Origin of the sequence: Legionella sp. PC1000, from assembly GCF_014109805.1 — a bacterium.
Taxonomy (GTDB): Bacteria; Pseudomonadota; Gammaproteobacteria; order Legionellales; family Legionellaceae; genus Legionella; species Legionella resiliens.
Window position 1 is genome coordinate 205,882 of the sequence record NZ_CP059400.1, and the last position, 26,365, is coordinate 232,246.

Consider the following 26,365-nt stretch of genomic DNA (forward strand, 5'->3'; position numbering starts at 1 on the left):
AGAACATGCTCACAACTTTGTGCATTGAACAGTTTGCGATTGTGCAACACCTGGAGTTAGATTTTACTCAGGGTATGACTGCCTTTACTGGTGAGACAGGAGCGGGTAAATCGATTATGATCGATGCCCTTATGCTGGCTTTAGGTGATAGAGCAGATGGTTCGGTTATCCGGCCTGGCCAAGAAAAATGTGACATCACCGCCGGATTTTTTGTCGGTCAGGGATCTGAACCTGCGCAATGGTTAGCAGAACACGATATTCCTTGTGATGATGGCGAGATATATTTGCGACGGGTGATATATGCAGAAGGTCGCTCCAAATCTTATATTAATGGCCAACCATTCCCATTACAAAAAATAAAAGAATTAAGCGAAAAACTGGTCCATATTCACGGACAGCATCAACATCAAACACTGATGCAGCATGTAACGCATCGTCAACAATTGGATCAATATGGCAAGAATCATGCGTTACTTGATGAGGTTGCTCGGGCCTATAAACAATGTCAGAAAATTCAACAGGAAATTGATGTATTACAGAGCCAGGAACAACAAGAAGACAGAATCGCATTATTGCAATTTCAAATTGAAGAATTATCCGCGTTAAATCTGCATGAAAATGAAATTGAAACTTTGTATCAAGAACATCAAATGTTACATCATGCAAGAGAGTATTTGCAAAAAAGTCAACAAATACATGGCTTATTAAATTCTGAGGATGAGCCCAATATTTGTACCAGCTTAAATCAGATTTTGCATTTACTGGGTCAATTGCCGCAAGAACAATCTCAAATTAAAAATACTTTTGAATTAATCAATGGTGCGCTGATTCAGTGTGAAGAAGCAATTGATGAAATGCAGCAATTTGCAGAGCGTGTTCATTTGGACCCAGAGCGTTTGCATGAAATAGAAACGCGTATGAGTGCGATACATCAACTTGCTCGAAAATACCATATCGATAGCAGCAAACTTCATGAGCATGCTCAAAATTTGCAAAAAGAACGAGACAATCTGCACGACAGTGAAAGCCGATTAGCTCAATTAAAAGTACAGCAGGGTCAATTGATTGCAACCTATGAAACCGCTGCTCTTAAATTGCGAGAGATACGAAAAATACAGGCAAAAAAACTGGCAAAAGAAATCACAGCAAGTATCCAACAACTTGGTATGCCTAAAGGGTGGGTGGAAATTGAACTATCTCCTCTCGAAAAAATGCACCCCCATGGAATGGATAAAGTGGAATATAAGGTGTGTACCAACCCAGGTATGGAGCTTGATTCATTAAATAAAGTGGCGTCAGGCGGTGAGCTTTCGCGAATTAGCTTGTCCATTCAGATGATTACTGCCCAACAGGGTACAACACCTACTCTATTGTTCGATGAAGTGGATGTAGGTATTGGTGGGGCTACCGCAGCCCTCGTAGGGCAAATGCTTCGTAAGTTGGGGGAGCGTTTGCAAGTATTTTGTGTAACGCACCAACCTCAGGTTGCTGCTGCTGCTAATAACCATTTTATGGTTGAAAAGCGAAGTAACAATCAAGAGACTTTTACCCATATTTCCTTACTGCAGCCTGCTGAAAAAATTGATGAAATAGCACGCATGCTTGGAGGATTAACAATAACTGAGCAAACGCGCTCTCATGCCCGGGAATTATTGCTGCAAAGTGATCAGGTCATTTTAACTCAAGATTGTGAAATATAAATAAAGTCTTCAATTTAAAAAATCGCTACAATCATTCATTACGCTTTAATGCGTCATTAAGCGAAATAAAATGATAGCCATGGTCTTCAAACATTTGCAGCAAATCATCTAAGAAATAAGCATTCAGCAAATTGACATGCAGAAGTAAGATTTGTTTTCCGGGGGTATTTCTTTCAGCAGTTAATGTGCGTTGCCAAACATATTCGAGATAACGCTTCTTTAAATCAGTTAATGATGCATTTGGATTTTGTCCTATTTGCATTATCAATTCTATATTAAATTCAAAATCTCTACTATCAATGGTGACTGGAGCGACAATGTAGCCATTATTACTCAAATAATGTCGAACAATACTTTTTCTCCATAATGTTCCTTCAGAAAGATAGGGGTAACGAAAAAATTTTGGCTGAGACATAAACGGCGAAAGAACTTTATCTGCCTTAATAATATCATTGATGTATTCTTCACACGAAACACGTTTTAAATTCAAATGAGAATAAGTATGGTTGCCTAACGCCAATCCATTTTGCTTAAATAACAGAAATTGTTGTATGGTTTCATTATTGACTCGGCTACCAATGACAAAACCGATTGCAGGAACTTGATGTTTCACGAAACTATGAACGATATTTTCAAACATCTCAAAGGGAAGTTCAATAAGAGGTAAGTCATCAATTGTAATTGAAATATCGCGTTGTTGTGCACCGCAGATACTACTAAACAGAAAAAATAAAGCTATAGTATGGAACAGTATTTTTTTCAATTATTCCTCCAAGATCTTCTATGGGGGCGAATATTTCTATAATCATATTGCAATGGTATATACACAAAAATTTTATGCTCTAATAATTTAGCTATTGTTTCTTATAACCAAAAAATATTTGCATGGAGAGAAAACTTATCTCAGTTTACCCGCAAAAAAGCTTTGTTCAAAATATAGAGGACCATTCATTTATTCGAATCGCAAAATTGAAATTTATAGAGGTATTATCAATGTTGTACCATGCTTATTTTCATAGAAAATAGTGATTAGACACCGAAAACTACTCCTGCCGTCCTCTATGTTTGTGTCGACGATTTTTTTGGGGAAATTGAATTAACGTTTTTCAAGTGATGCATCCCTATTCGCTTAGTAAATAGGGATGGGGAGATATTACTTATCAATAAAGTGCTTATTAAATTGCATTAACGCGTTCAGGTAATGCTTCAATAAATTCTTGGGTTGTAGTTGGCTCATCATCGTGCATAGCAAATAAACGATGTCGATTATAGACCGCATTATTTCTTGCTTCTGTAAGTACATCATTCACTGAAGAATCATTAGGAATGGTTTCGCGAACTTTGGTTTTTAATTGCTTTAGTTCTACTTTTTTGGCATCTGCTATTTCCTCGCCAAACCAGACCGCATCAAGGTGTTTTCGTTCATATTTTTCAATTAGAGAAACAGCATGCTCCACATTCCATGCTTTTGATGGATGTATTGCGTCTTTCGCTAATGCTACCTCTTCTTCTTCAGGTATGCTCAGTTGTTTATTCCATGCTTGTTTCAAAGAAAGTTTTCGGGGTTGAACAGTGGTTTCATCACCGGGGACTGAATTCTTTTTACTAGCCAGGCAATCCCAAGCGGCTGCAAGGAAGTATAAAGGTGAAGCTATCCATTTGAGAAGCTGGGATGGAATGTCTTCATTATGCTCTTCTTCAGAACCCAAACGTTCTTCCAATAATGTTTTTGTTTTGCTACTGGATCCAATGAAATAGTGCGCATCTTCGAAGCCCTCGCTGATAATTGCTACTAGAGCAGCTATTATTTGAGGCACCCCAGGCATACGATCTGAGGTCAGGGCAACGCTTACTAAATGACCAAGAAAAAGCAGAATACGTAATGGGGTAACCGTTAATTTTAACAGAATACGGAATGGGTTAATCATCTGCAGCCAATTTTCAGTATTCCATACATGAGTGAGCCCATCGGTAATGGCTTTGTAGGTGCGTTGAACTATATTCTCGGTATTGGCCTTGGGATCAGTGGCCTCATAGACCATTTCAAGAGATTCAGAAGAGTTTTGGATATTAAACGATATCGCGGATAATCCAGTGATGATGGGATTGATAATCCCCATAACAAAACTGGGTATTCTTTTCATCCATTCAAATAAAGGACGAGCGCTGGTTGCCACAGTCCACCAAGTACCTGCAGTACACACAGTAAGTGCGATTGCTAAGCCTACTAAAAATACGGCAGTGAGCGTCATCAATACATTGCGCGGTGTTATGTCTTGACTTAAGTCATTTTTGAGCTTGGTGTACCACTTTTTAATGGTGTCATTGTTGATGAGATCGGTGATCGTATTGTATGTCAACATACCATAAGCAGCTCCAGCAACTACTGCCATGGGAACAATGAGGATGGGCCAAAAAGCAAAGGGAATGGCGGCCATTAAAGGAATGACGCTAAACGCTTCCACAATGAGGTAGGTACTACCAAGCCCCATGAACACGCCAGCAACCAGACTGAAACCTTTAACAAAATTAAATGTTGATTGACGTTCTTCTAAGCGCTCTTGCCACTTCTTTTGTCCATTATCTTCAAGCCAATCCCTTAAGTATTTTGTATATTTGGATAGTTCTTCTTCTGCTTCACCCTTGTGCTTTTTTTTAGTTGCAAATAATTGCAAAGCGAACCATTTTTCCATGTCCGTCAGCGTTTTTTCTATTTGCTTTTTACGCTTTTTGCTTTCTTTATTAAGTTGTTTGTGGTTAAAGTCCTTCAGAAGATTAAGTTGGGCTTCATAATCTTTAAAAAATTGAGGACAATTTTCAGAATCAGTATTCTGGGGGAAATGTTCCAGCAAATATTCTTTAGCCAGGTGATTCTCTAAGTAATTGCTTTTAAATATTTTTTTAAAAGCTCCTTTAATATTTTGTAAGTAAACTTCACCCTCATAGGCTACAGAGAGGCCAAAAGCAGCAAATGCTAAAGGTAAGATAGGATACAATGCATACATCCCACCAAAACTTAGAAAGCCAAGAATTAAACTAGCGCCTACTGTAAGAGACCCTAGAGCAATATAACGAGGAATTTTTTTGAACCTTTTCTTATTTGCTGCCATTTATTTGCTCAACGAATGGATTGGGGTTCAAACTTTATCGCAAATGAAAATGATTATCAATAGCAAAAAGACCAAAAAAAAGGCATGTGGTTATTTTTTTATTGAATAAAACTTAAATTAAACAGTAGATCCAACTGCAGAATTTAGGTAAAGTGAGTTTTACGAGGTGAATACGTTTCGAATTTAATTTAACCTAGGAGTAGAAATGCGTTTGAATCAATGGATGACCTATATCGCAGTGGGCTCTTTGCTTGCTAGTACGAATGTTCTGGCGACCAGTTCCCCTGTTCATGAGCAGTTGCAAGTACCTCAATGTCTTGCAACGAAAATTGCTACTCCCTATGAGGTTTTGGCAGAAAATAAACAATTTAAAATTATTGATATTCCCGCAGCAGATGTGGATGCTCTAAGTCATCTGGCAGATCAAGTAAATTGCGGTCGTTTTGTGAATGTCAGCCACCACATACTCGGTTCTTTGCTCCCGGCAAAAAAACAATCTGCGCAAAGAATCCTGCAGAGAAAAACAGTTAAAGCGGCCCAACCCAAAAGCACTGTATATGAGCTGAAACATCAAGATGAAGTCAATGAGGCATTACAGAATGTGGTTCCCGATAATATTTGGAACACTTTGACGCAACTTACTTCATTCCATAATCGTTCAGCTACCAAAGATACAGGGGTAGATGCGGCAAAATGGTTGAAAAAAACTTTCGATGACATGGCTGCTGCAAGTGGTCGTACTGATACAGCAACCTTTTTCGTAAAAACAGGTAGTTATTATAAGCAGCCTTCGTTAGTAACGGTCATTGGCAAAGACATCAATGCGCCTGCAGTAGTAATTGGAGCACATATGGATACGCTTGATGGACGCATGCCAGGTGCTGGGGATGATGGAAGCGGTTCTTCATCGATTATGGAAATGGCGCGAATTTTGTTATCTTCCAAAACAACGTTTAAGCGTCCAATTTATATTATTTGGTATGCCGCTGAAGAACGAGGTTTAGTAGGCTCTCAGTATGTTGTTGAGCATTTTATGGATAACTCGATTCCGGTAAAAGCTGCCATTCAGTTTGATATGACAGGCTATCGCGTGAATCCTAAGGATCCAACAATGTGGGTATTTACCGATTATACAGACGAGAGTTTAAGTAATTTCGTAGCAGAATTAATTAGTAATTATGTGCAGGTTCCGGTTGCGTATTCAGAATGTGGCTATGGTTGCAGTGATCATGCTTCATGGGATGAAGTAGGTATTCCTGCAGCATTCCCATGTGAGTCTAATTTTGAAGATCACAACCCTTACATTCATAGTTCTAAAGATACTATGGACAGATTGAGCCTGGAACATATGACCAACTTCTCTAAATTGGCCTTGGCCTTTGCTATTGAAATGGCGTTAGAGTAATTTCCAAATGCCTCTTAGTTTATGGAGGCATTTTTTTCTTTTAAATAATACGGAAAATCACATGAATCAAAAAGCAGGGTTATTTCTAGGTCTATTTATTTGTTTTATGTTAAGCAGCGTGACTTCAATTGCCCATGCAGGGAACAAGATGCTTCTCCCCCCCTGGTATTTATTGAAAAATCAGTTGAGCGCTACCTTGAACGCCGATCCTTGTGTGCATGTAGGGGATTTGACTGGCGATGGACTGGAAATGGAAATCAAAATTACGGTATGTGATGAGGATAAAGCACGCGCGTTAGCCTCTTTTATTAATCGGGTTCATGATTTCGGTGATAATCTTGCTGTTACAGTAAAAGTGTACTCAATTGATTCAATTCCAGCGGAAGCAATTGTTCCCAGCACCCTCAAAGAAACAGTAGAACTATTGAATCTGGCGCTTAAAGGGAATAAATATTTTTTGAAAGCAAGACTTGGCACAAGACAGCAGGCCGGTGCGGCATATGCACTTTTTAAGCCTAAGGTTATTCAATATTATTCTGACGATATTAGTGATTGGTATCTCAATACAAACGAGGTAGCAGCCAAAGTTTTTGGTACAGTGTTTAACCTGGACCCCTATGCGGAAGGTGCTGTTAAAGTGTATGCAAGTACTGCCATTATTGAAGAAGATAAGCCAATAAAATAGTGTGATCGGGGTGTAGGGCGAATCCGTAACCCCGTTTTTGGATAAATATCCATTTCTTCCATAACCCGGGTTCCGCTTCGCTTCACCCAGCTACATGTATCGATGTGCAACAAGGAGGTCATAAGTACACAACCTGCACTCAAATCCAACCGTTCGAGTGTATGCAAGCGAAAATACATGAATTTAATTTTGGCTGTGAGCCAAAGGCGGACAATGATATTCTTCAGTGATCTCATTTTCGGAGTTTACTGCGTGTAAAACGATAGGAAATTTCCATAAAAAATAGAGATGTTTCAAAACATCGACTGTGGTTTGACCCAAAGGTACTCTATTTTGTTGGGTGTACCGTAAAGTCATTGAGCGATCACCTTGTAAGTCAACCGAATAAATTTGAATATCAGGTTCCAAATAACCTAGATTATATTGTCTTGACAATGCTTCTCTTATTTTTTGATATCCTGATTCATTATGAATTGCATTGATGTAAAGATCGGGGCTGCGATCGTCGTCTACGATATGAAATAATTTTAAATCACGAATTAATTTAGGTGATAAATATTGGGCAATAAAACTTTCATCTTTGAAATGACGCATTGCGTTATCCAGACTGCTTAACCAATCTGTATTGGCTAAATAAGGAAACCATGCTTTATCTTCGTCGGTAGGGTTTTCACAAATCCTCTTGATGTCTTGCATCATATGATATCCCAGGGTATAGGGATTAATACCACTATAATAGGGACTATTATAAGGTAGTTGCATGATGACGTTGGTATGGCTTTGCAAGATTTCGAGCATAAATTCATCGGTAACCAAGCCCTCATCGTACAGTGCATGCAAAAGGGTATAGTGCCAAAAGCACGCCCATCCTTCATTCATTACCTTAGTTTGACCTTGAGGATAAAAATATTGAGCCATTTTACGTACGATACGTACGATTTCTCGTTGCCAAGGTTCTAATAAAGGTGCATTTTTCTCAATAAAGTATAAAATATTTTCTTGCGGCTCATCCGGGAAACGTTTATTCTTAGCTTCTTCAGTAACATGTCTGCTTTGTGGAATGGTCCGCCATAATTCATTGACTTGAGATTGCATATAAATTTCGCGGTTTTGTTGGCGAATTTTTTCTTCCTGTATGGATAAAGGGGTAGGATGTTTATAGCGATCTACTCCGTAGTTCATCAGCGCATGACACGCGTCCAGAACGGCTTCTACTTCATTGATGCCATAGCGTTGTTCGCAATCACTGATATATTTTCGTGCAAATACTAAATAATCAATGATGGCATCAGCAGAGGTCCACATTTTAAATAAATAATTATTTTTAAAAAATGAGTTATGACCATAACAGGCATGAGCAATCACTAAGGCTTGCATGGCCATGGTATTTTCTTCCATGAGGTAGGAAATGCAAGGGTTTGAATTAATAACTAATTCATAGGCTAAGCCCATTTGTCCACGTTTATAACTTTTTTCAACACCGACAAAATGTTTGCCAAAAGACCAATGATGATAACCTATAGGCATACCTACTGAAGCATAAGCATCCATCATTTGTTCTGCGGTAATGACCTCTATTTGGTTAGGATAAGTATCTAACTTAAAATCTTTGGCGATGCGTGCAATTTCACGATCATAGTCTTGAATTAATTCAAAGGTCCATTCTGCACCCGTGGATAATGGCTTCTTCTTTTTCATGCAGTTTTCCTTTTAAATAGCTCATGAAAAACGGGATATATATCCGCCACTGTATCAATATTTTCCATAGCAAAATTAGGATAGCGCTCTTTTACCAGTTGATAGACTTCCCATAAACTTTGATGATGACGCGGCATGATTTCAATGTAAGCAAAATATTGTAATAAAGGCATGATTTTATCTTGCAGCAGCTCCTGACAATAAGGTGAATCCGCATTCCAGTTATCCCCATCTGATGCTTGCGCCACATAGATATTCCAAGCTTCTGGTGGATAGCGGTTTTCGATAATGGTACTCAGAAGTTCCAAGGCGCTGGAAACCACGGTGCCCCCGGTTTCACGAGAGTAAAAAAACTCCTCTTCATTCACTTCCTTAGCCGAAGTATGGTGCCGGATAAATACCAGATCAATTTTTTCATAATTTTTGGTGAGAAACATATAAAGCAAGATAAAGAAACGTTTTGCAATGTCTTTTTTAGCCTCATCCATTGAACCTGAGACGTCCATAACACAGAACATGACTGCTTGTGTGGAAGGTGAAGGAACACGAACGCGAAAGTTATAACGTAGATCAATGGTATCGATAAACGGTACCGTTTGTATTCTCTTCTTTAGATGCTCAATCTTTTTTTGCACGTTTTTCAGGGCTTCGGCATCTGGAACAGGTTGGGCTTGCAGTTGCTCTAACTCTTCTTCAGCTTCTTTTAATCGTCTTTTGTTGGGTGAGGCCAAAGCAACTCGGCGCCCGGTTGCTTGTTTCATTGAGCGAAGAACATTAATATTATTAGGAATGCCGCTCGTAGTCACTCCAGCTCTTACCGTTTTGAAGGTGCTAATGCGCGCCAATTCCTTTTTCACCAAATCCGGTAATTCCAAGTCTTCAAAGTACAGATCCAAAAACTCTTCCCGAGATAATTCAAAAACAAAATTATCTTCGCCTTCGCCGCTATCGCTGGCCTCTGAGCCATCCCCTCCGCCTCCCGAGCCTCCACTGGGTCTTCTTATCCTATCGCCAGCAACAAAGTTATCATTTCCTGGTAATATACGTTCTATGTGCCCACCTTGTCCCCGATGAAACATAGGTTCAGAAATGTCTTTGGCAGGAATTGTGATTTGTTCGCCCTGGTCAATTTCGGTAATACTTCGCTTTCCAACCGCATCGGAAACAGCACGTTTTATCTGATTTTTGTAACGGCGAAGAAAACGTTGGCGATTAACCGTACTTTTTTTTCCTGCGTTTTGTCGTCTATCAATCAATTGCGACATAATTTTAGCCCCACATAAAAACTTATTCTGCACCTATTTGTAGCTTGGGCTAAGGTAAAACCTTAACCAATGAAGCATTTACCGTAGATCCCGGGCTATGATTTATGCGTTCGCCCAAACTACACCAGTACTTAGCTTTCTCCCATAGGTGCGAGAGAAAGATTTTTATTATTGTGACTTCCGCACCCGCAAATACCATTCACAAAGCAAGCGTACTTGTTTGCGTGTATATCCTTTCTCAACCATTCGCGAAATAAACTCTTCATGTTTTTTCTTATCGTCTTCAGATGCTTTGGCATTGAAGGAGATAACGGGCAACAAATCCTCAGTATTGGTGAACATCTTCTTCTCAATTACTGATCTTAATTTTTCATAACTATTCCACACCGGATTTTTGCCGCGGTTATTCGCACGAGCACGTAAAACAAAATTCACCACTTCATTACGAAAATCTTTTGGATTCGATATCCCCGCTGGCTTTTCTATTTTTTCAAGCTCTTGATTTAACAAGGCTCGGTCAAAAATTTCACCGGTATCTGGATCGCGATAATCCTGATCTTGGATCCAGAAGTCGGCATAAGTGATGTAGCGGTCAAAGATATTTTGGCCATACTCAGAATACGATTCCAAATAGGCTGTTTGAATTTCTTTACCGATAAATTCAACATATTTGGGTGCCAGATATTCTTTGATAAAGCCCAAATAGGATTCCTGCACCTCTTGTGGGAATTGCTCTTGTTCGATTTGACGTTCCAACACATACATTAAATGTACAGGGTTTGCGGCTACTTCACTATGATCAAAATTAAACACTTTAGAAAGGATTTTGAAAGCGAAGCGTGTTGACACGCCACTCATTCCTTCATCAACACCGGCAAAATCGCGATATTCCTGATATGATTTTGCTTTGGGATCAGTATCTTTTAAACTTTCTCCATTATATACCCTCATTTTGGAATAAATGCTGGAGTTTTGCGGTTCTTTTAAACGAGTTAAGACTGAAAATTGCGCTAACATGTCCAAAGTGCCTGGAGCACATTGAGCATGAGTCAATGAGCTGTTATCAATAAGTTTTTGGTAAATTTTAATTTCTTCAGAAACGCGCAGACAATAAGGCACTTTGACTATGTTAATACGGTCTATAAATGCTTCATTGTTTTTGTTGTTTCTGAATGATTGCCATTCGGATTCATTCGAATGCGCTAAAATAATTCCCTCAAATGGAATGGAGGATAAACCTTCGGTCGCATTGTAATTCCCTTCCTGGGTAGCTGTTAATAAGGGATGCAATACCTTAATGGGTGCTTTAAACATTTCGACAAACTCTAAAAGACCGCGGTTTGCTCGGCATAATCCGCCAGAATAACTGTATGCATCAGGATCATCTTGAGAATGTTCTTCCAATTTACGAATATCTACTTTACCTACCAATGAAGAAATATCCTGATTGTTTTCATCGCCTGGCTCTGTTTTGGCAATGGCAATTTGTTTTAAACGTGAGGGTTTGACTTTAACCACTCTAAATTGACTAATGTCCCCATTATATTCATGTAAACGTTTAACTGCCCATGGTGACATCAAATAACGTAGGTATCGAGATGGAATCCCGAAACGCTCCCGGAGTAACTCCGCATCTTCAATTGGATTAAATAAGGATAAAGGGGATTCAAATACGGGTGAACCTTTAATGGCGTAAAAGGGTATTTTTTCCATTAGATCTTTTAATTTTTCAGCAATAGACGATTTACCACCCCCTACAGGTCCTAAGAGATAAAGAACTTGTTTGGTTTCTTCCAAGCCCTGGGCTGCATGTTTTAGAAAACCAACGATTTGCTCAATCGGCTCTTCCATGCCATAAAAATCTTGAAATACAGTATATCTTGGGATGATTTTGTTGGAAAAAATCCTTGATAAAACAGGGTCATGACGCGTATCGATCATTTCAGGCTCGCCTATGGCCATTAACAAGCGCTCCGCTGGATTGGCATAAGCTGAAGGGTCATTTTTACACAATTCCAGGTATTCTTCCAAACTCATCTCTTCTTCTTTGTTATCTACAAAGCGTTTGGTATAACTGGTTAAAAAATCTTGAGTATTCATATGCCATCCCCTTTTATCCTTGTGAAGGATATATTGTGTTTCTTTACATTTATTGCATTTTACTGGTAAAAGCAATAAATGAATTTCCAGCTAACTTCGTAATACTGATAAAGATTGACCGAAGAAGTTACCCCTTTATAATCATTATAGGCTAAACTAAGAAAATTTTTTATATAACTCAATAAACTTAATCGCATTTTTCATAGGATGTAATGATCATGCCTGACACAACCGTTTATTTAAAAAACTACCAGCCTCCTTTTTTTACAGTAGAGGCTGTGAATTTAAATTTTGACCTCTATGATGATCATGCTTTGGTACTTAGTGAGCTGAAATTAATCCGTCAACATGCCGGTCCGTTGCATTTATATGGCGATGAGCTGGAATTGGTTAGTGTACATATGAACGGCCAAAAACTGGAACCATCTGCCTATACCTTACAACCGGATGCACTCGTTATCGAAAATTGTCCCGATGAACTTACACTCAATGTAGTAACGCGTATTTACCCGCAAAATAATACACAATTATCTGGACTTTACCGCTCAAATCATCTGTTTTGTACCCAATGCGAGGCAGAGGGCTTCCGACGCATTACATATTTTCTGGACCGTCCTGATGTTTTAGCAACTTATACCACACGAATCTCAGCGGATAAAAAGCAATACCCTATTTTATTATCTAATGGAAATTTGCTCGAATCAGGCGCGACTGATGATGGACGTCATTGGGTAGTTTGGAATGATCCTTTCAAAAAGCCATCGTATTTATTCGCATTAGTTGCTGGAGATTTAGCGTGCATTAGCGATAAGTTTGTTACCTGTTCTGGCCGTACAATTGATTTACGTATTTATGTTGAGCCAGGAAATGAAGATAAGTGTAGCCATGCGATGGAGTCTTTGAAAAAATCCATGCGTTGGGACGAAGAAGTCTATGGCCGGGAATATGATCTGGATATTTTTATGATTGTAGCTGTTAGCGACTTCAATATGGGGGCTATGGAGAATAAAGGATTAAATATTTTTAACTCCAAATACATTCTTGCGCGCCCTGATACAGCAACGGATCAGGATTTTGCCGATGTTGAAGGTGTGGTTGCCCATGAATATTTTCACAATTGGACGGGTAATCGAATTACTTGCCGTGATTGGTTCCAATTAAGTTTGAAAGAAGGTTTAACTGTGTTTCGCGATCAGGAGTTTTCTCGTGATATGAATTCGCGGGATGTAAACCGAATTATGGATGTTAGGGTATTGCGAAGCGCTCAATTTCCTGAGGATTCCGGAGCAATGGCACATCCTGTGAGGCCAGAGTCTTATCAGGAAATAAATAATTTTTATACAGCCACAGTATATAATAAGGGAGCTGAAGTAATCCGCATGCAACATACCCTCTTAGGTAAAGCGGGTTTTAGACGAGGTATGGATTTATATTTTAAACGACATGATGGTCAGGCGGTCACTATTGATGATTTCGTTGCCGCAATGGAAGATGCCAATCAGGTTGAGCTCACTCAATTTAAACGATGGTACAGCCAAGCAGGTACTCCAGAGGTAACTGTTGCCAATGAGTATGCGCAGGGAAAACTGACCTTAAAAATGCAACAATATTGTCCACCAACTCCTGAGTGCCAGGATAAAAAGCCATTTCATATTCCTATTCGTATTGCATTATTTGATGCTCATGGGCATCAGATGGCGATTGATCACGATATTTTGGAGTTAAAAGAAGCAGAGCAGAGTTTTACTTTTACCGGTTTGAGTGAAAAACCGGTTGTTTCATTATTACGAGAGTTTTCTGCTCCGATTAAATTAAAATATGATTTGACTCAGGAGGAGTTGCTTTTCTTATTGCGGCATGAAGCGGATGGTTATGCCAAATGGGATGCAGCGCAAAATCTTGTGCTCAATTGCATTAAAGAATGTTTAATTCAACCATCCAGCACATGGCAAATTTCTTCTGCTTTAATTTCTGCATTGAAGCATGTACTGCTTGATGATTCACTTGATGCTGATTTGCGTGCGGAATTGCTGACTCCCCCAGGGTTTGAGGATATTGCTACAAGGCTGGAAATTGTGGATGTAAGTGCTATAGAAAACGTCCGTGATTTTTTCCACCAGCAATTAGGATGGTACTTGTATGAGACTGCCCAGTCACTTTATCAACAGTTATGGCAAAGCGAAGATCATCGGATGAATGGACCCGCTTACGGTCGTAGAAAATTACGTAATGTTTGTCTATGGCTTATGATGAAAGCTAAGGAAGTAACTGCTTTAGATGTATGTGAACAGCAGTTTATAGCGGCACAGACCATGACCGATCAAATCGCCAGTTTTTCTTTATTGGTCAATTGCACGAATCAGGGATTGCGAGAGCAAGCAATTGATGATTTTTATAAACAATGGTCTAAAAATGATTTGGTTTTAGATAAATGGTTCGCAATTCAAGCGGCCAGCGATTTACCGGACACTTTGACTCATGTAAAAGTATTATTAAAACATTCTGCTTTTAGTATTAAAAACCCCAATAAAGTCCGTGCGCTGATCGGCGCATTTTGTATGGGAAATCCACGCAATTTTCATGCCCTAGATGGAAGTGGTTATCAGTTCTTAGCCGAAATGTTAGTAACACTGGATAAAATTAATCCACAAATTGCAGCGCGTTTAGCGAACCCATTTACTCGCTGGAAACGTTATGACAAATCCAGACAAGCGTTAATGCGAGATCAATTGGAGCAATTGGCGAAACTGGATTTATCGCGTGATTTGGCGGAAGTAGTCTCTAAAAGTTTAATGGTTAATGCGAGCTAACGAGCAGTTGTAGCCTGGGTTAGGCGAAGCCGTAACCCGGGTTTCTCGATATAAATAACTTCATTATCCCTAGGTTCCGTGAACCAATTTTCTAGCGCATCCATATAAGCGCTCCGGCCAAATGTAAGAACCCGGAAAAAGCGGTCGTTGTTTTATCAAAACGAGAAAAAACACGCCGAAAGTGTTTGATTTTGGAGAAAAAAGCTTCAACTAAAAACCGCTCTTTGTACTGCTCTTTATCGATTTTTCTTGGGTTCTTCGCATTCTTTTTTGACGGAATGGTTGCAATACAGCCTTGACTCTCCAGTGTGTCAACAAGTGCCTGTGAATCATATCCTTTATCTGCAAGAACTATCGTGTCACGCTGCTCCTTCAATAGCTCTGCTGCTTGAGTAATATCGTTTCGATGTCCCCCGGTCAGGATAAACTTAATCGGATTCCCCAGTCCATCCACCAAAGCGTGAATTTTAGTGGTAAAACCTCCTTTACTGCGCCCCAATGCCTGAGCATCATTCCCTTCCTTGTCGTAACCAGATGCACACGCATGCGCGCGCACTATGGTGGCATCAATCATGACGGCTTGATCATCAACATCGCTAACTGAAGACATTAAGCCAGTCCAAATGCCGCGATCTGACCACATTTTATATCGCTTGTGAATTTTACGCCAATGTCCGTAATAGGGCGGGAGCAGGCGCCATTGACAGCCTGTACGTAATACATACCAGACTCCTTCCACAAAGCATCTTGTCTTCTCATTATTCTTAATGTGCAATCCTTTTACTCCTTGCAGAAAAGAATAAATTGTATCCCAGACTCGTTCTGATATATTATTATACATGTAGGCAGTTCCATTAGTGTTGTTAACGATCGCAATCGAATTTCACTATAAAAACTGCCTACTTTTCAAGTAATTAAAAAAATTGGTTCACGGAACCTAGGTTATGTTTTCGCCCAGGCCAATAGGACTTGGTTGCATCTAGATCTCATTATTAAAGTGCGACTTTAGTATTTTCAGCGGGAAGCGAACTTAAATTATTGCAAAAATCAGTGGGGTTTAAAGTGTAATAAAGCCCCAAACCTACTTCACATAAGAAAACGACAAGGACGAGCATACCAAAGAGGATGCAAATAAATTGTTTATTTTTCCTCTTTTTTTCTCGTATTTTATTTAAAATGGTTTCGTTACTGTGAAACAAGCGGTCGCTTATTATTTTTATTACTGATTCCACGATAGCATCATGACATTGATGATTTTCCAATGCATGTAATCGGCTTATAGAGGTTTGTAATACAACGGTGGCTTCAGTTGCGATCACAGTCAGCGCGCACGTGCGGTTTTGAATGACCCTCATTTCATCAAGTGTTTCACCCGGGCCCAGGGTATCGATCAATTCAGGGACGGCATTTTCATTTTCTTTTTTATAGAGTCCAACCGATCCTGAAACAATAATATAAAAATCATCATTTAGTTCCCCTTCCTTGAGCAAAATATCACCTTTTACGAAGGTAGATCGCGATGAAATTGCTATGAATGCTTGATAGTTTTCTTCAGATAAATGATTTAATAATGGGCTGTTTCTTAGGATATTTTTTTCATTTTCGGAAAAGTCGCTCATTGAATTTTCCCTTAACTCAAATAAGAGTAACTTGTTATGCTCTTTTGTATCAGTGAAATATTGAGGGACAAAAAAGCTCAGTTACTTAATTATTTGTAGAGAGGTACGTTTTTTTCAAGAAAAAATTTAAGGTACACTAACAATTCATCTGGCTTTCTAGGTCCGAGACGTACGGAATCCCTTTGGGATACCTTAAGTGTGCTAATTTATTTAATGTCTTCTTGCTTAATCAATATATTTTTTTATTATGGGCTAGGGCTAACATTACATAACCATTGGGGTTAGGAATAAATTTCGATGTACGAAGGTGTATTGGTTGCTGTTGCTTCGCCAATTCTCTTGTTTTTCTGATAATGGCAGGAATGGGTTGTGAGTTATGGTGTGTCAGATACAAGGTAATATGAAGAGGGTGAGGGCTTATTTAAGGTATAATCGGATACGTAGTAAATATTCTTTGTTCCGCCAGATGTTGATTAAACTCTTTGATAAGGGTTTGGATGTGGTTTTCTGGTTTTAATTTAAGATAACCGTTAATTGACAGACTTTTTGCTGTACTGATGTTGGCAACAAAGCAACCAATTAACCCAAATAGGAGAGTAAGGTGTCTCAGCGTTTTGCAGTTATTGGTAATCCCATTGTCCATAGTTTATCTCCTGTAATTCATCAGTGTTTTGCCAAACAAATGAATGTGCGACTGACTTACGAAAAAATTAAGGCAGATAATTCATCCTTTGAGAAACAAGTATCTGATTTTTTTTCTCAAGATGGTAAGGGAATGAATGTTACTTTACCGTTCAAGCAGCGAGCATTTACGATGGCGCAACAGCATAGTGCACGGTGTAAAAAAGCTGGGGCTGCAAATACGTTATGGATGCAAGCAAATCAATTACATGCTGACAATACCGATGGTGTTGGGTTAATTCGTGATTTGCATCGACATATCTTTGTAAAAGGTAAGCGTGTATTAATCTTAGGTGCTGGGGGAGCCGCACGCGGTATAGTTTATCCCTTATTGGAAAATCATCCTGCAGAACTGATTATCGCGAATCGTACTCCAGCCAAAGCGGAGGAGTTTCAACGTGCTTTCCCGCAAACTCGATGTTTAAGCCTGAATGAGATTGAGGGGCAGTTTGATATCGTAATTAATGCGACCTCTGCCAGTTTGGCAGGGGAGTTTGTTGCGTTACCCGCAGCATGTATGGCAGCAAAGCCATTTTGTTATGATTTATCTTATAAGCAAAACGGCATAACAGCTTTTGTCCAATATGCTAGAGAATTAGATTGTGAGGCAGTAGATGGCTTAGGAATGTTGGTGGAACAAGCTGCTGAGGCTTTTTTTATTTGGCATGGCATGATGCCTGAAACGCAAGAGATACTGACATTTTTGCGTGCATCAGCATAGCATGCTGAGGAAGCATTGATTTTGGTAAGTCCCGTTCCATAAAAATCACTTAAATTAATTAATTAATTGATTCAAATCCGATACTAAAGTTTTTACTTGAAGAGGATGATAAAAATAAGCTTGTACCTTTGCTTCTGGATTAATGAACAAAATTTCTGTTCCGTGACTCATCGGTGCGGTTGAGACTGTAATATGCAACTGTTTTTGTAAGGCATTTATTGCCGACATTTCGCCTCTAAGCGCTATAAAATGCGGGTTAAATTGATGGATAAATTGATTTAATCTCGGCAAGGAATCATGCTCAGGATCAACCGAAATGAAAATAATTTGTGGTCTTTTTGTTTTAACGAGGCTTTCATAAGCTTGATTCAGCGTTTGCATAGTCAGTGGACAAATCATTGGACACGAACTAAAGCCAAAAAATAGCAAAGACCAATGACCTTTTAAATTTGTTTCTGTAAATAAATTCCCATGATTATCAATCAGTTCAAAATGTGTGATGGCTTGAGGTTGATTGACATAAATTCCACTTTCGAGCTGAACCGAACTGCGATAAAAAACAATGTACGCAATGAGAATCGCTGCGAGAATTAAATAAAAAAAGATTATTGAGGTAATTTTATTCAGGTTGTTCACTATTTAATGTAAATGCCGTGCTACACTTAAACAAAATATAAAGAGTATCAAGGGAAATGTATACTGGCTTCTTTCAAGTGGATGCCTTACCAACGAATCAATTAATAGGAATTTATGATTCCAAATTAGTCGTCCTCTCTTTTTTAGTGGCGGTGATGGCTTCTTATATTGCTCTTGATTTAACTGGACGCTTAAGAGATCACAATAATACAAAAAAAGATGCCAGGCTTTGGTTACTGGGTGGCGCCATAGCGATGGGCTCAGGAATTTGGTCTATGCATTTTATAGGGATGCTCTCATTCACAATTCCAGGCCTTGTTTTAGAATATGATTTGTTATGGACTATTCTTTCACTTGTTGTTGCCATTTTTGCTTCTGGTTTTGCCTTATTCTTATTAAAAAAATCAATAATTAATATAATTCATCTTATTGCGGGAGGGTTAATTTTAGGATTAGCAATTGCTTCCATGCATTATACTGGCATGACCGCAATGCTTATTTCCTTAAATATTGCTTACCTGCCTAGCTTATTTTTACTATCGATTCTCGTAGCAATTCTTGCTTCAGAAGCAGCGATTTGGTTTGCTTTGAAAAGCAATACGGTCATCTTAAAATTAAGAAACAAGATTAAAAGTTTATCGGCAATAACGATGGGGTTGGCGATTTGTGGGATGCACTATACTGGCATGGCCGCATCAGTGTTTACTCCTCTATGTACTCCCATCAATATAAATAATTATCAAGGGCTTAATCAAACTTTCTTGGCAATTATAATTGCTGGGGTAACGATGGTGATCTTAGGCATTGCTTTTTTAGCGTCTTCGTATAAAGAAGCTAAAAATCAGCATCAATTTGAAAAAGCACGTGAATTAGGTATGGCGGAAATTGCTGCGTCAGTTTTGCATAATGTGGGGAATGTTCTTAATTCGGTTAATATTTCAGTTGAGACAATAATTGCATGTCAGAAAACTTCACCCTTAAAAGAAATAAAAAAATTAGCAGATCTATTTAATACCCATAAAGACGATTTAGCGCAATTTCTTACCAAAGATCCGCATGGCATTCATGTTGCAGCGTATATTAACGAATTAGCTCGGTGTTGGAGCAAGGAACATGAGCTGGAGGTCAGCGAATTAGAAGAAATTTCTAAAAATGTAGGACTTATCAAAAGCATCATATCCACCCAGCAAAATGTGATTAAAGTGAATGATTTTGAGCAGATTATTTCCATTAGTGATCTGATTGATGAGACTCTTCTCTTATCAGGCATTTACCTAAAAAATGAAATTAAGGTTATGAAAGAATATGGGGACATCAAGCCCATTATGGTTGATAAGATTAAATTGTTCCAGGTCTTAGGTAATCTCATGTCTAATGCAAAGGACGCTTTACTTGAATCGACAAATCCAAATAAAACGCTAATTATTAAAACAGGATTGGCAAATAATAAAGACAAAATTGAAATCCATTTCTCTGATAATGGCATTGGTATTTCAAAAACTAATTTAGATAAAATTTTTATTTTTGGTTTTACAACTAAAAAGTCGGGTCATGGATTCGGTCTTCATGCCTCTGCTCTTGCTATCAATGAGTTGGGGGGGGAAATTCATGCGTACAGTGAAGGCCTTGAAAAAGGGGCTACTTTTACCATTTATTTACCTAATCGCAAAGCAAGTTTTCTGAAAAGATGAGAGGAGCATAGTTATGGATAAACAAAACGATTTTAAGATCTTAATCATTGATGATAATCCCGCTATTCATCTTGACTTTCAAAAAATCTTAAAAATGAGAGAATCAACTTCGGGACTTAACAAACTCAACCAACTGGTTTTTGGGGATAAGTTGGAAGAGGATTTGGAAAAATCGGAGTCTGATGAAATCGATTTTCCTGGCTTTCAAATAGACTGTGTTTCTCAAGGAGAGGAAGGGGTTCAATATATTCAACAGGCTTTAGAGGAGGGGGCTCCTTATGCCTTGGCTTTTGTTGATATTCGCATGCCTCCTGGATTAGATGGGGTTGAAACCATTAAACGCATTTGGGCCTTAGATCAGGAAATACAGATTGTAATTTGCACTGCATACTCCGATTATACTTGGGAGGAAACTGTAGAAGAATTAGGGTTAAGTGACAATTTATTAATTCTCAAAAAACCTTTTGATAGTATTTCTGTACGACAATTAGCTTGTTCTTTAACCAAAAAATGGCGATTAATGCAAGAATCAAAAAATCGTGAAGAAATTTTGGAAAAAACGGTTGAAGAACGTACAGACTCCTTACAAAAAACATTAACTGTACTTGAATATCAATCAACTCATGACAGCTTGACCAACTTACCGAATCGATCTTTGCTCGTGGATAGAATTAAGCAGGAAATTTCGCGGGCGAAGAGACATAACTCAATGTTTGCTGTGATTTTTATCGATCTTGATCGATTCAAGCTAATCAACGACAGTTTTAATCATGAGTCAGGTGATATGTTACTGAAACAAATAGCTAAGCGCCTGTCTGAGGTTACGAGAGAAGAGGACATCATTGCACGTTTAAGTGGCGATGAATTTATTTGTATTTCTGTTTCAGCAGAAGTACATGAAATTGAACATGTGGCGCATATTGCAAAAAAAATTTTAGATACAATCAATAAAAATCTACATATTGGCCAGCGAGATATTATCATTTCTGCAAGCCTCGGGATCAGTATTTATCCCCAAGATGGCACGACTGTTGAAGAACTTTTACATAATGCTGATCTAGCGATGTATCGGGCAAAGGCTTTAGGCGGCAACCAATTTCAATTATATACACCTGAATTACAAGAAAAATGCATCGTCCGTTTGGAAAACGAATCCGACCTTCGACGTGGACTAATTGAAAATGAGTTTTTTTTAGAGTATCAACCACAATACGACAATAAGAGTCAGAAGCTAATTGGAGTTGAAGCTCTGATTCGTTGGAGACATCCAAAAAAGGGCATTGTATTACCTATGGATTTTATACCCGTTGCGGAAGAAACGGGGCTTATTGTACCGATAGGAGAATGGGTTATTAAAACTGCTTGCTCTCAAAACAAAGCTTGGCAAGATAAAGGAATTAAACCCTTTCCTATTTCAGTAAATATTGCCACAAAACAATTCATACAACCTAATTTTGTTACCATGATTAAAGATATATTAAAAACCAGCAAACTGGATCCTAAATATCTGAAAGTAGAAGTCACTGAAAATGTCATTATCAATGCAGCAAATGTGATTGAATCAATTCATGAATTGAAGAAACTCGGTGTGAGTATTGTACTTGATGATTTTGGTGTAGGTAATTCAGGGTTTAATTATCTGAATAAACTCCCGATTGATCAATTAAAAATTGATCAATCATTTATAAAGAATATTAATTTTAACCGATCAGATGAAGTGATTCTGCAAGCAATTATTGATATGGCGGATAAGTTACACTTGGATGTAGTTGTTGAAGGCGTTGAAACCTCCAGTCAAGTGAAATATTTAGAATCACATAATTGCCATAAATTCCAAGGGTTTTATTTTAATAAACCGATGTCAGCCGAACAACTCGAACATTATCTAAAAACTTGACCCTGAATTGTTTCCAGGGGGATCATGCTCTGATGAATGGTATCATATTAGCTGCCAGAGCGTCTGCTGTCCGATAATTTGCTGACTACAAAAATTATTCAAAAAAAGCCGTAACTTCCTTGGCATTATTAATCGTATCTTGAAAACCAAGCTCAAATAATTCTCTAGTATAGTCACGTTCGAAAAGGACAAAACTTAAAAGATCGCCTGAATGCTTTTTTTCCCCCAAAAAATTGAGGAGGTATCGAAGCAGTGTAGGCAAGGCTTTAAAATGTATTTGAGCCAAAGGAGCCAAGTCCTTGCTGGGACGTAAATGTAACGTAGTAATGGGACGCCATGGTGAGCGGCGTTTTTTCCATATCGACAGAAGCATAGCAATTTCGTTCATTCGATTGACCATTTCAATATCGCGATCAAGATTGTCCAAAAAAAGCGCATTTAACATGTTCCCAAAAATATGAGAAAAGGGAATGTCATCATGATTACGTAAATTTTCTTGGTCTACAAATGTAGGTAATGCTCGAGTTCCTAAAATTAGAATTTTATCGACTTCAAAACGAATGGAGCCCCGAAGAGGAGCAGCCAGGCCTACACTGCCATCGCCATAATGAAACCCATCGAGCAAAACTGTTGGAAAAAATAAAGGCAAGGCACTGGATGCCAAAATATGTTCTGCCTCGAAGCGAACGCGTTTGCTGCCGTGCCGCGGATAATTCCAGTCTGTGAATTCGGAATTGTTGTGTTCGTAAAAAGAAATAGTCTGGCGCGTTTCATAACAACTACTGATGATTTCCAGTGTATTCAGATATCCATTGCTTATATTTAGCGCAATTTTGGTGAAATCAAGACCATTTTCGATCATTTCTTTCAAGGGGGTGGTATCAAGTAGATGAGCTGCCTGTCGCTGCTTGAGCATCATTGTGCTCATATTACGCATAACGGATTTGCTTAATGCAAAGTTACTGGCTTTATAGACTTGTTGACAATGAATTTCGCTCCAAATGGTTTCGAGTTTATCAAGTGCCGTTGGGAAATCATCTGCATTTTCTGCAAGTACTGCTGCATTGATACTTCCCACGCTAACGCCGCTCACCATTTCAAAGGGTAATGTTTTAACTTGCAAAATATGACCAATTGCTTTCAGAACACCAGCTTGGTAGGCGCCTCGAGCGCCACCACCTGCCAAATAAAGGGCTTTTTTAGACATAAGGATTATTTTTATCGCATTTATTTAGTATCTATGTGGAAATATAGTTGAATTTATGCTGAATTAGCAAGTTCTCGTTTGCATTGTAAAAATCTTCACCAAAAGTGTAAAGAAAGTGGTATATTATATGCTTTTACACAGAATGATCGATCGGTGAGCAATGTGAGAGAATTTGAGATTGCAAATACTCTATTCGAGGCAACTGAAATACTTGAAGAAATACAGCGTCCAATTGATTATGATTTAGAACTCTCTACGAGGAAAAAATCTAAGAAGTTCTTAAAAAAAATATTATTTTTATCACAAATTATCAAAACTACGGGTGATTCAGGTAAGGCAATGATGCAGATTGGATCTTCCGTCAGAACCTTCAATAACATCAAACCTACGGAATCACTAACACATGGATTGAATATTGGAACAATTATCTTTGCTGCATTAGATTTTTTGCTTATCCCTTTTATTTATCTTACTGCGTACCTGCTGGATGGAAAAGCTCCTGTTAATCGGAGTAATAATGCTAGGTGGCTTTTTTCTGCAATAGTGTTAGCACTGACAATAACCTCAATATGTGTTCCTGCTATAGCATTAGCAATGGCTTTTACTATAGCTTCAACCTCATTGGTTTTGAGTCTATTTTTATTAGGCCAGACACTATATGAATGCTATCAATTAAGTAAGGAACGAAGAGCAATTAGAAAATTAATTGCCGGTGGCGAATCCCAAATAGAGGAGAGTCAAAACGAAGCAGCTCAATTGAGAACTACTTTAGACGATGTGCGTACAGAGCAGCAGCTTCTGTTGCACTACGAGCAGATTATCTCATTACAAGAACGTTTTAATGAACAAAAAGAATATTTAATTAAACTGAAGTCCAAAGAACTAAAGTTAAGCAAGAAAATAAAAAATGCCGAATTTATGCAAGTCATGGATAGAGGTGTTGGTTTAAGTTTGTGCACAATGGGTATGATAGGTTTGATTGTGTCCGTATATTTCCCGATGGCTGGTTTAGGAATATTAACTGCAGTATCTGTTATTTCTCTTGCATACTTTATAATTCGGTTAGCGGTGCCGTTGCTGCAACGGTTCGGAGGATGGATTGCGAGCAAATTCAGGCCACGGACTGATGGGAGCATCTCAGAAGAGGATCCAGAGCAAACGTATGAGCATAATCAAGAGCCTTCAACCGATTTGATGATAGAACATTTTTTTGGCAGTAAAAAAAATGCAAATGAATTTTTTAAAAGAATCCCCCAAAAAGATGAGGATTTATCGCTAACGAGTACGACTTCAATATTTCACACCGAGAAAAGCCAATTCAAAGGGAGAGAGATAAAAAAGAGTTCACTTGTTATGAATTAATTATCTGAAAATGGATTCCATAAACTGAAATAGTTGATAACAATTCTATTATCTTGGCCCTAATCTAACGAATTGGTAACAGATCCTAATTTCTTTGTCCAAAAAGCTCATTGCAAAAAATTAAAAACTCCTTTAACTTAAAAATTTACCCTTAAGGAAAAAAACTCATGGTGAATATACTTCGCGAGCAACCCCGTGCATTTCACATGATTTTTATGTTGGAATTATGGGAGCGGTTTGGGTTTTATACAGTTCAAGGGATTTTGACTTTGTTTTTTATTCGCTATTTGGGTTACAGCGACACAATTTCTTATTATACATTTGGTGCTTATTCAGCTCTAGTTTATGGTATGGTGGTTGTTGGCGGATACTTGGGAGATAGGATATTAGGTACCAAACGTACCATAGTTCTTGGCCTTATTACTTTGGCAACCGGTTATTTTTCTTTAGCGATTACAGATAAAGAGCATGTATTTTTTGCGCTGGGTTTAATTTGTGTCGGTAATGGTTTATTTAAGGCAAATCCATCGAATTTGCTCGCTAAGTGTTATGAGGAAAATGATCCTCGTTTGCATGGCGGTTTTACTTTGTATTATATGGCGATCAATTTGGGCAGTATGATTGCATTATTTGCAGGCCCAGCGATTTCGAATCGATACGGTTATTCTTATGCTTATTTGATGAGTGCAATCGGCTTGCTCATCGGCTTAGCCAATTATTGGCTGCAACACCAATTTGTAGCACACATTAATACTGATGCTGACAAACGGAAAATCTCGCACTCTCAGTGGTTGATGATATTGTTTGGAATATTCTTTCTCACTGAATGTGCTTCTTATTTATTACAGCATGTGATGCTTGCTAAAAACTTATTTTGGTTTATTACCATTTCGGTAATTATTTATTATCTATTTATGACGCGTAAAGAAAGCAAAAGCTCCAGAATGCGTATGCTGGTTGCCTTGGCATTGATGCTGGAAGCAATTATTTTCTTTACTTTATATCAACAAATGCCAACTTCACTGAATTTATTTGCCGTACACAATGTAATACCGGTTTTCTTTGGAATCACGATTGATGCACAAAGCTTCCAGGCGCTAAATCCAATCTGGATAGTATTGATGAGCCCTGTTTTGGCTTATTTTTATAATTTCCTTCATAGGAAAGGCATCGAATTTTCCATTCCTTACAAATTTTCTTTAGGTATGACCATGTGCGGCATAAGCTTTTTAATGCTCTTTTTTGCTCGTTATTTTTATACAGATCAGGGCATGGTTTCTTCCTGGTGGTTAATTATAAGCTATTTATTTCAAAGCCTTGGTGAGTTATTGGTATCAGCACTTGGGGTGGCAATGGTTGCAGAATTGGTCCCTGCGCAAATTGCAGGTTTTGTGATGGGAATGTGGTTTTTAACTTCTGCTATAGCCGGGTTTATTGGCGCCACAGTAGCTTCCTATACAGCACTTCCTGAGCAGATTAAACCAGGGGTCGGATCTTTGATGATTTATACTTACGTATTTGCCTGTATTGGTATCGTCACCCTAATTATCGCAGTGTTGATGTGGTTATTATCCCCGCGATTAAGTCGTTATATTGCCACAAAAAAGACAGATTTACACCAGGAAGCAAAAGAAGCAGAATATTCTGTATCTAAATGTTTTATGACCCAGGCGGGATTAGAGCATCGTTCAAATGCTTCTTAGGGCAAAGCAAAAACATGAATAGAACTGTTCAATCTCAGTGGTTTACTCATCTTGGAAATTAGTTAACCCAAATTC

At 38.4% G+C, this 26,365-nt stretch carries 18 protein-coding genes; 9 read left to right on the forward strand and 9 right to left on the reverse strand.

Annotation, left to right across the window (positions count from 1 at the left end; all coding sequences use genetic code 11):
- The first annotated feature begins 5 nt into the window (after positions 1–5).
- Positions 6–1,700, forward strand: coding sequence for a DNA repair protein RecN (recN, locus tag FOLKNPGA_RS00935; protein ID WP_182351333.1), 1,695 nt, complete (start codon positions 6–8; stop codon positions 1,698–1,700).
- 31 nt (positions 1,701–1,731) lie between these two features.
- Here recN and FOLKNPGA_RS00940 read toward each other — a convergent pair whose 3' ends face one another.
- Positions 1,732–2,463 (reverse strand): polysaccharide deacetylase family protein, encoded by a 732-nt coding sequence (locus FOLKNPGA_RS00940; protein ID WP_182351334.1) that lies wholly within the window; start codon positions 2,461–2,463, stop codon positions 1,732–1,734.
- A 412-nt stretch (positions 2,464–2,875) separates the two neighbouring features.
- Positions 2,876–4,810: a hypothetical protein gene (locus tag FOLKNPGA_RS00945; protein WP_182351335.1), complete on the reverse strand. Its 1,935-nt coding sequence runs from the start codon at positions 4,808–4,810 to the stop codon at positions 2,876–2,878.
- 205 nt (positions 4,811–5,015) lie between these two features.
- Here FOLKNPGA_RS00945 and lapA point away from each other — a divergent pair, with 205 nt between their 5' ends.
- Both lapA and FOLKNPGA_RS00955 read left to right on the forward strand, forming a co-directional pair.
- Complete coding sequence (lapA, locus tag FOLKNPGA_RS00950) at positions 5,016–6,215, forward strand: aminopeptidase LapA (RefSeq protein ID WP_182351336.1); 1,200 nt, start codon at positions 5,016–5,018, stop codon at positions 6,213–6,215.
- Positions 6,216–6,276: 61 nt separating this feature from the next.
- Positions 6,277–6,900, forward strand: coding sequence for a group-specific protein (locus tag FOLKNPGA_RS00955; protein WP_182351337.1), 624 nt, complete (start codon positions 6,277–6,279; stop codon positions 6,898–6,900).
- 183 nt (positions 6,901–7,083) lie between these two features.
- On the opposite strand, the gene FOLKNPGA_RS00960 is transcribed toward FOLKNPGA_RS00955, so the two are convergent.
- The 3 genes from FOLKNPGA_RS00960 to FOLKNPGA_RS00970 form a co-directional block, all read right to left on the reverse strand.
- Positions 7,084–8,598, reverse strand: a complete 1,515-nt coding sequence (locus FOLKNPGA_RS00960) for a SpoVR family protein (RefSeq protein WP_182351338.1) — start codon at positions 8,596–8,598, stop codon at positions 7,084–7,086.
- Positions 8,595–9,863, reverse strand: a complete 1,269-nt coding sequence (locus FOLKNPGA_RS00965; protein ID WP_182351339.1) for a YeaH/YhbH family protein — start codon at positions 9,861–9,863, stop codon at positions 8,595–8,597. Before FOLKNPGA_RS00965 ends, FOLKNPGA_RS00960 begins: the two co-directional genes overlap by 4 nt.
- Before the next feature lie 168 nt (positions 9,864–10,031).
- Entirely contained in the window at positions 10,032–11,963 is a 1,932-nt protein-coding gene (locus FOLKNPGA_RS00970) for a PrkA family serine protein kinase (protein WP_182351340.1), read from the reverse strand.
- A gap of 218 nt (positions 11,964–12,181) precedes the next feature.
- On the opposite strand from FOLKNPGA_RS00970, the gene pepN reads away from it, so the two are divergent.
- Positions 12,182–14,773 (forward strand): aminopeptidase N, encoded by a 2,592-nt coding sequence (gene pepN / locus FOLKNPGA_RS00975; RefSeq protein ID WP_182351341.1) that lies wholly within the window; start codon positions 12,182–12,184, stop codon positions 14,771–14,773.
- 91 nt (positions 14,774–14,864) lie between these two features.
- Here the strand turns inward: pepN and FOLKNPGA_RS00980 are convergent, their stop codons facing one another.
- Entirely contained in the window at positions 14,865–15,614 is a 750-nt protein-coding gene (locus FOLKNPGA_RS00980) for an IS5 family transposase (RefSeq protein WP_058441825.1), read from the reverse strand.
- Between the two features lie 151 nt (positions 15,615–15,765).
- Positions 15,766–16,392, reverse strand: a complete 627-nt coding sequence (locus FOLKNPGA_RS00985; RefSeq protein ID WP_182351342.1) for a Crp/Fnr family transcriptional regulator — start codon at positions 16,390–16,392, stop codon at positions 15,766–15,768.
- 601 nt (positions 16,393–16,993) lie between these two features.
- Here FOLKNPGA_RS00985 and aroE point away from each other — a divergent pair.
- Complete coding sequence (aroE, locus tag FOLKNPGA_RS00990; protein WP_182351343.1) at positions 16,994–17,794, forward strand: shikimate dehydrogenase; 801 nt, start codon at positions 16,994–16,996, stop codon at positions 17,792–17,794.
- 54 nt (positions 17,795–17,848) lie between these two features.
- Here aroE and FOLKNPGA_RS00995 read toward each other — a convergent pair whose 3' ends face one another.
- Positions 17,849–18,430: an SCO family protein gene (locus tag FOLKNPGA_RS00995; protein ID WP_182351344.1), complete on the reverse strand. Its 582-nt coding sequence runs from the start codon at positions 18,428–18,430 to the stop codon at positions 17,849–17,851.
- A gap of 56 nt (positions 18,431–18,486) precedes the next feature.
- Between FOLKNPGA_RS00995 and FOLKNPGA_RS01000 the strand changes: the two genes are divergently transcribed.
- Both FOLKNPGA_RS01000 and FOLKNPGA_RS01005 read left to right on the forward strand, forming a co-directional pair.
- On the forward strand, positions 18,487–20,121 hold the full coding sequence (locus FOLKNPGA_RS01000) for an MHYT domain-containing protein (RefSeq protein ID WP_182351345.1): 1,635 nt from the start codon (positions 18,487–18,489) through the stop codon (positions 20,119–20,121).
- 13 nt (positions 20,122–20,134) lie between these two features.
- On the forward strand, positions 20,135–22,018 hold the full coding sequence (locus tag FOLKNPGA_RS01005; protein ID WP_220471045.1) for an EAL domain-containing protein: 1,884 nt from the start codon (positions 20,135–20,137) through the stop codon (positions 22,016–22,018).
- 94 nt (positions 22,019–22,112) lie between these two features.
- Here the strand turns inward: FOLKNPGA_RS01005 and FOLKNPGA_RS01010 are convergent, their stop codons facing one another.
- Entirely contained in the window at positions 22,113–23,225 is a 1,113-nt protein-coding gene (locus FOLKNPGA_RS01010) for a patatin-like phospholipase family protein (RefSeq protein WP_182351346.1), read from the reverse strand.
- Between the two features lie 153 nt (positions 23,226–23,378).
- Here FOLKNPGA_RS01010 and FOLKNPGA_RS01015 point away from each other — a divergent pair, with 153 nt between their 5' ends.
- Together FOLKNPGA_RS01015 and FOLKNPGA_RS01020 are read left to right on the forward strand one after the other, a co-directional pair.
- Positions 23,379–24,587 carry a hypothetical protein gene (locus FOLKNPGA_RS01015; RefSeq protein WP_182351347.1) on the forward strand — a complete coding sequence of 403 codons (1,209 nt, stop codon included), beginning with the start codon at positions 23,379–23,381 and terminating at the stop codon, positions 24,585–24,587.
- A gap of 167 nt (positions 24,588–24,754) precedes the next feature.
- On the forward strand, positions 24,755–26,290 hold the full coding sequence (locus FOLKNPGA_RS01020; protein ID WP_182351348.1) for an oligopeptide:H+ symporter: 1,536 nt from the start codon (positions 24,755–24,757) through the stop codon (positions 26,288–26,290).
- The last annotated feature ends 75 nt before the right edge of the window (positions 26,291–26,365 follow it).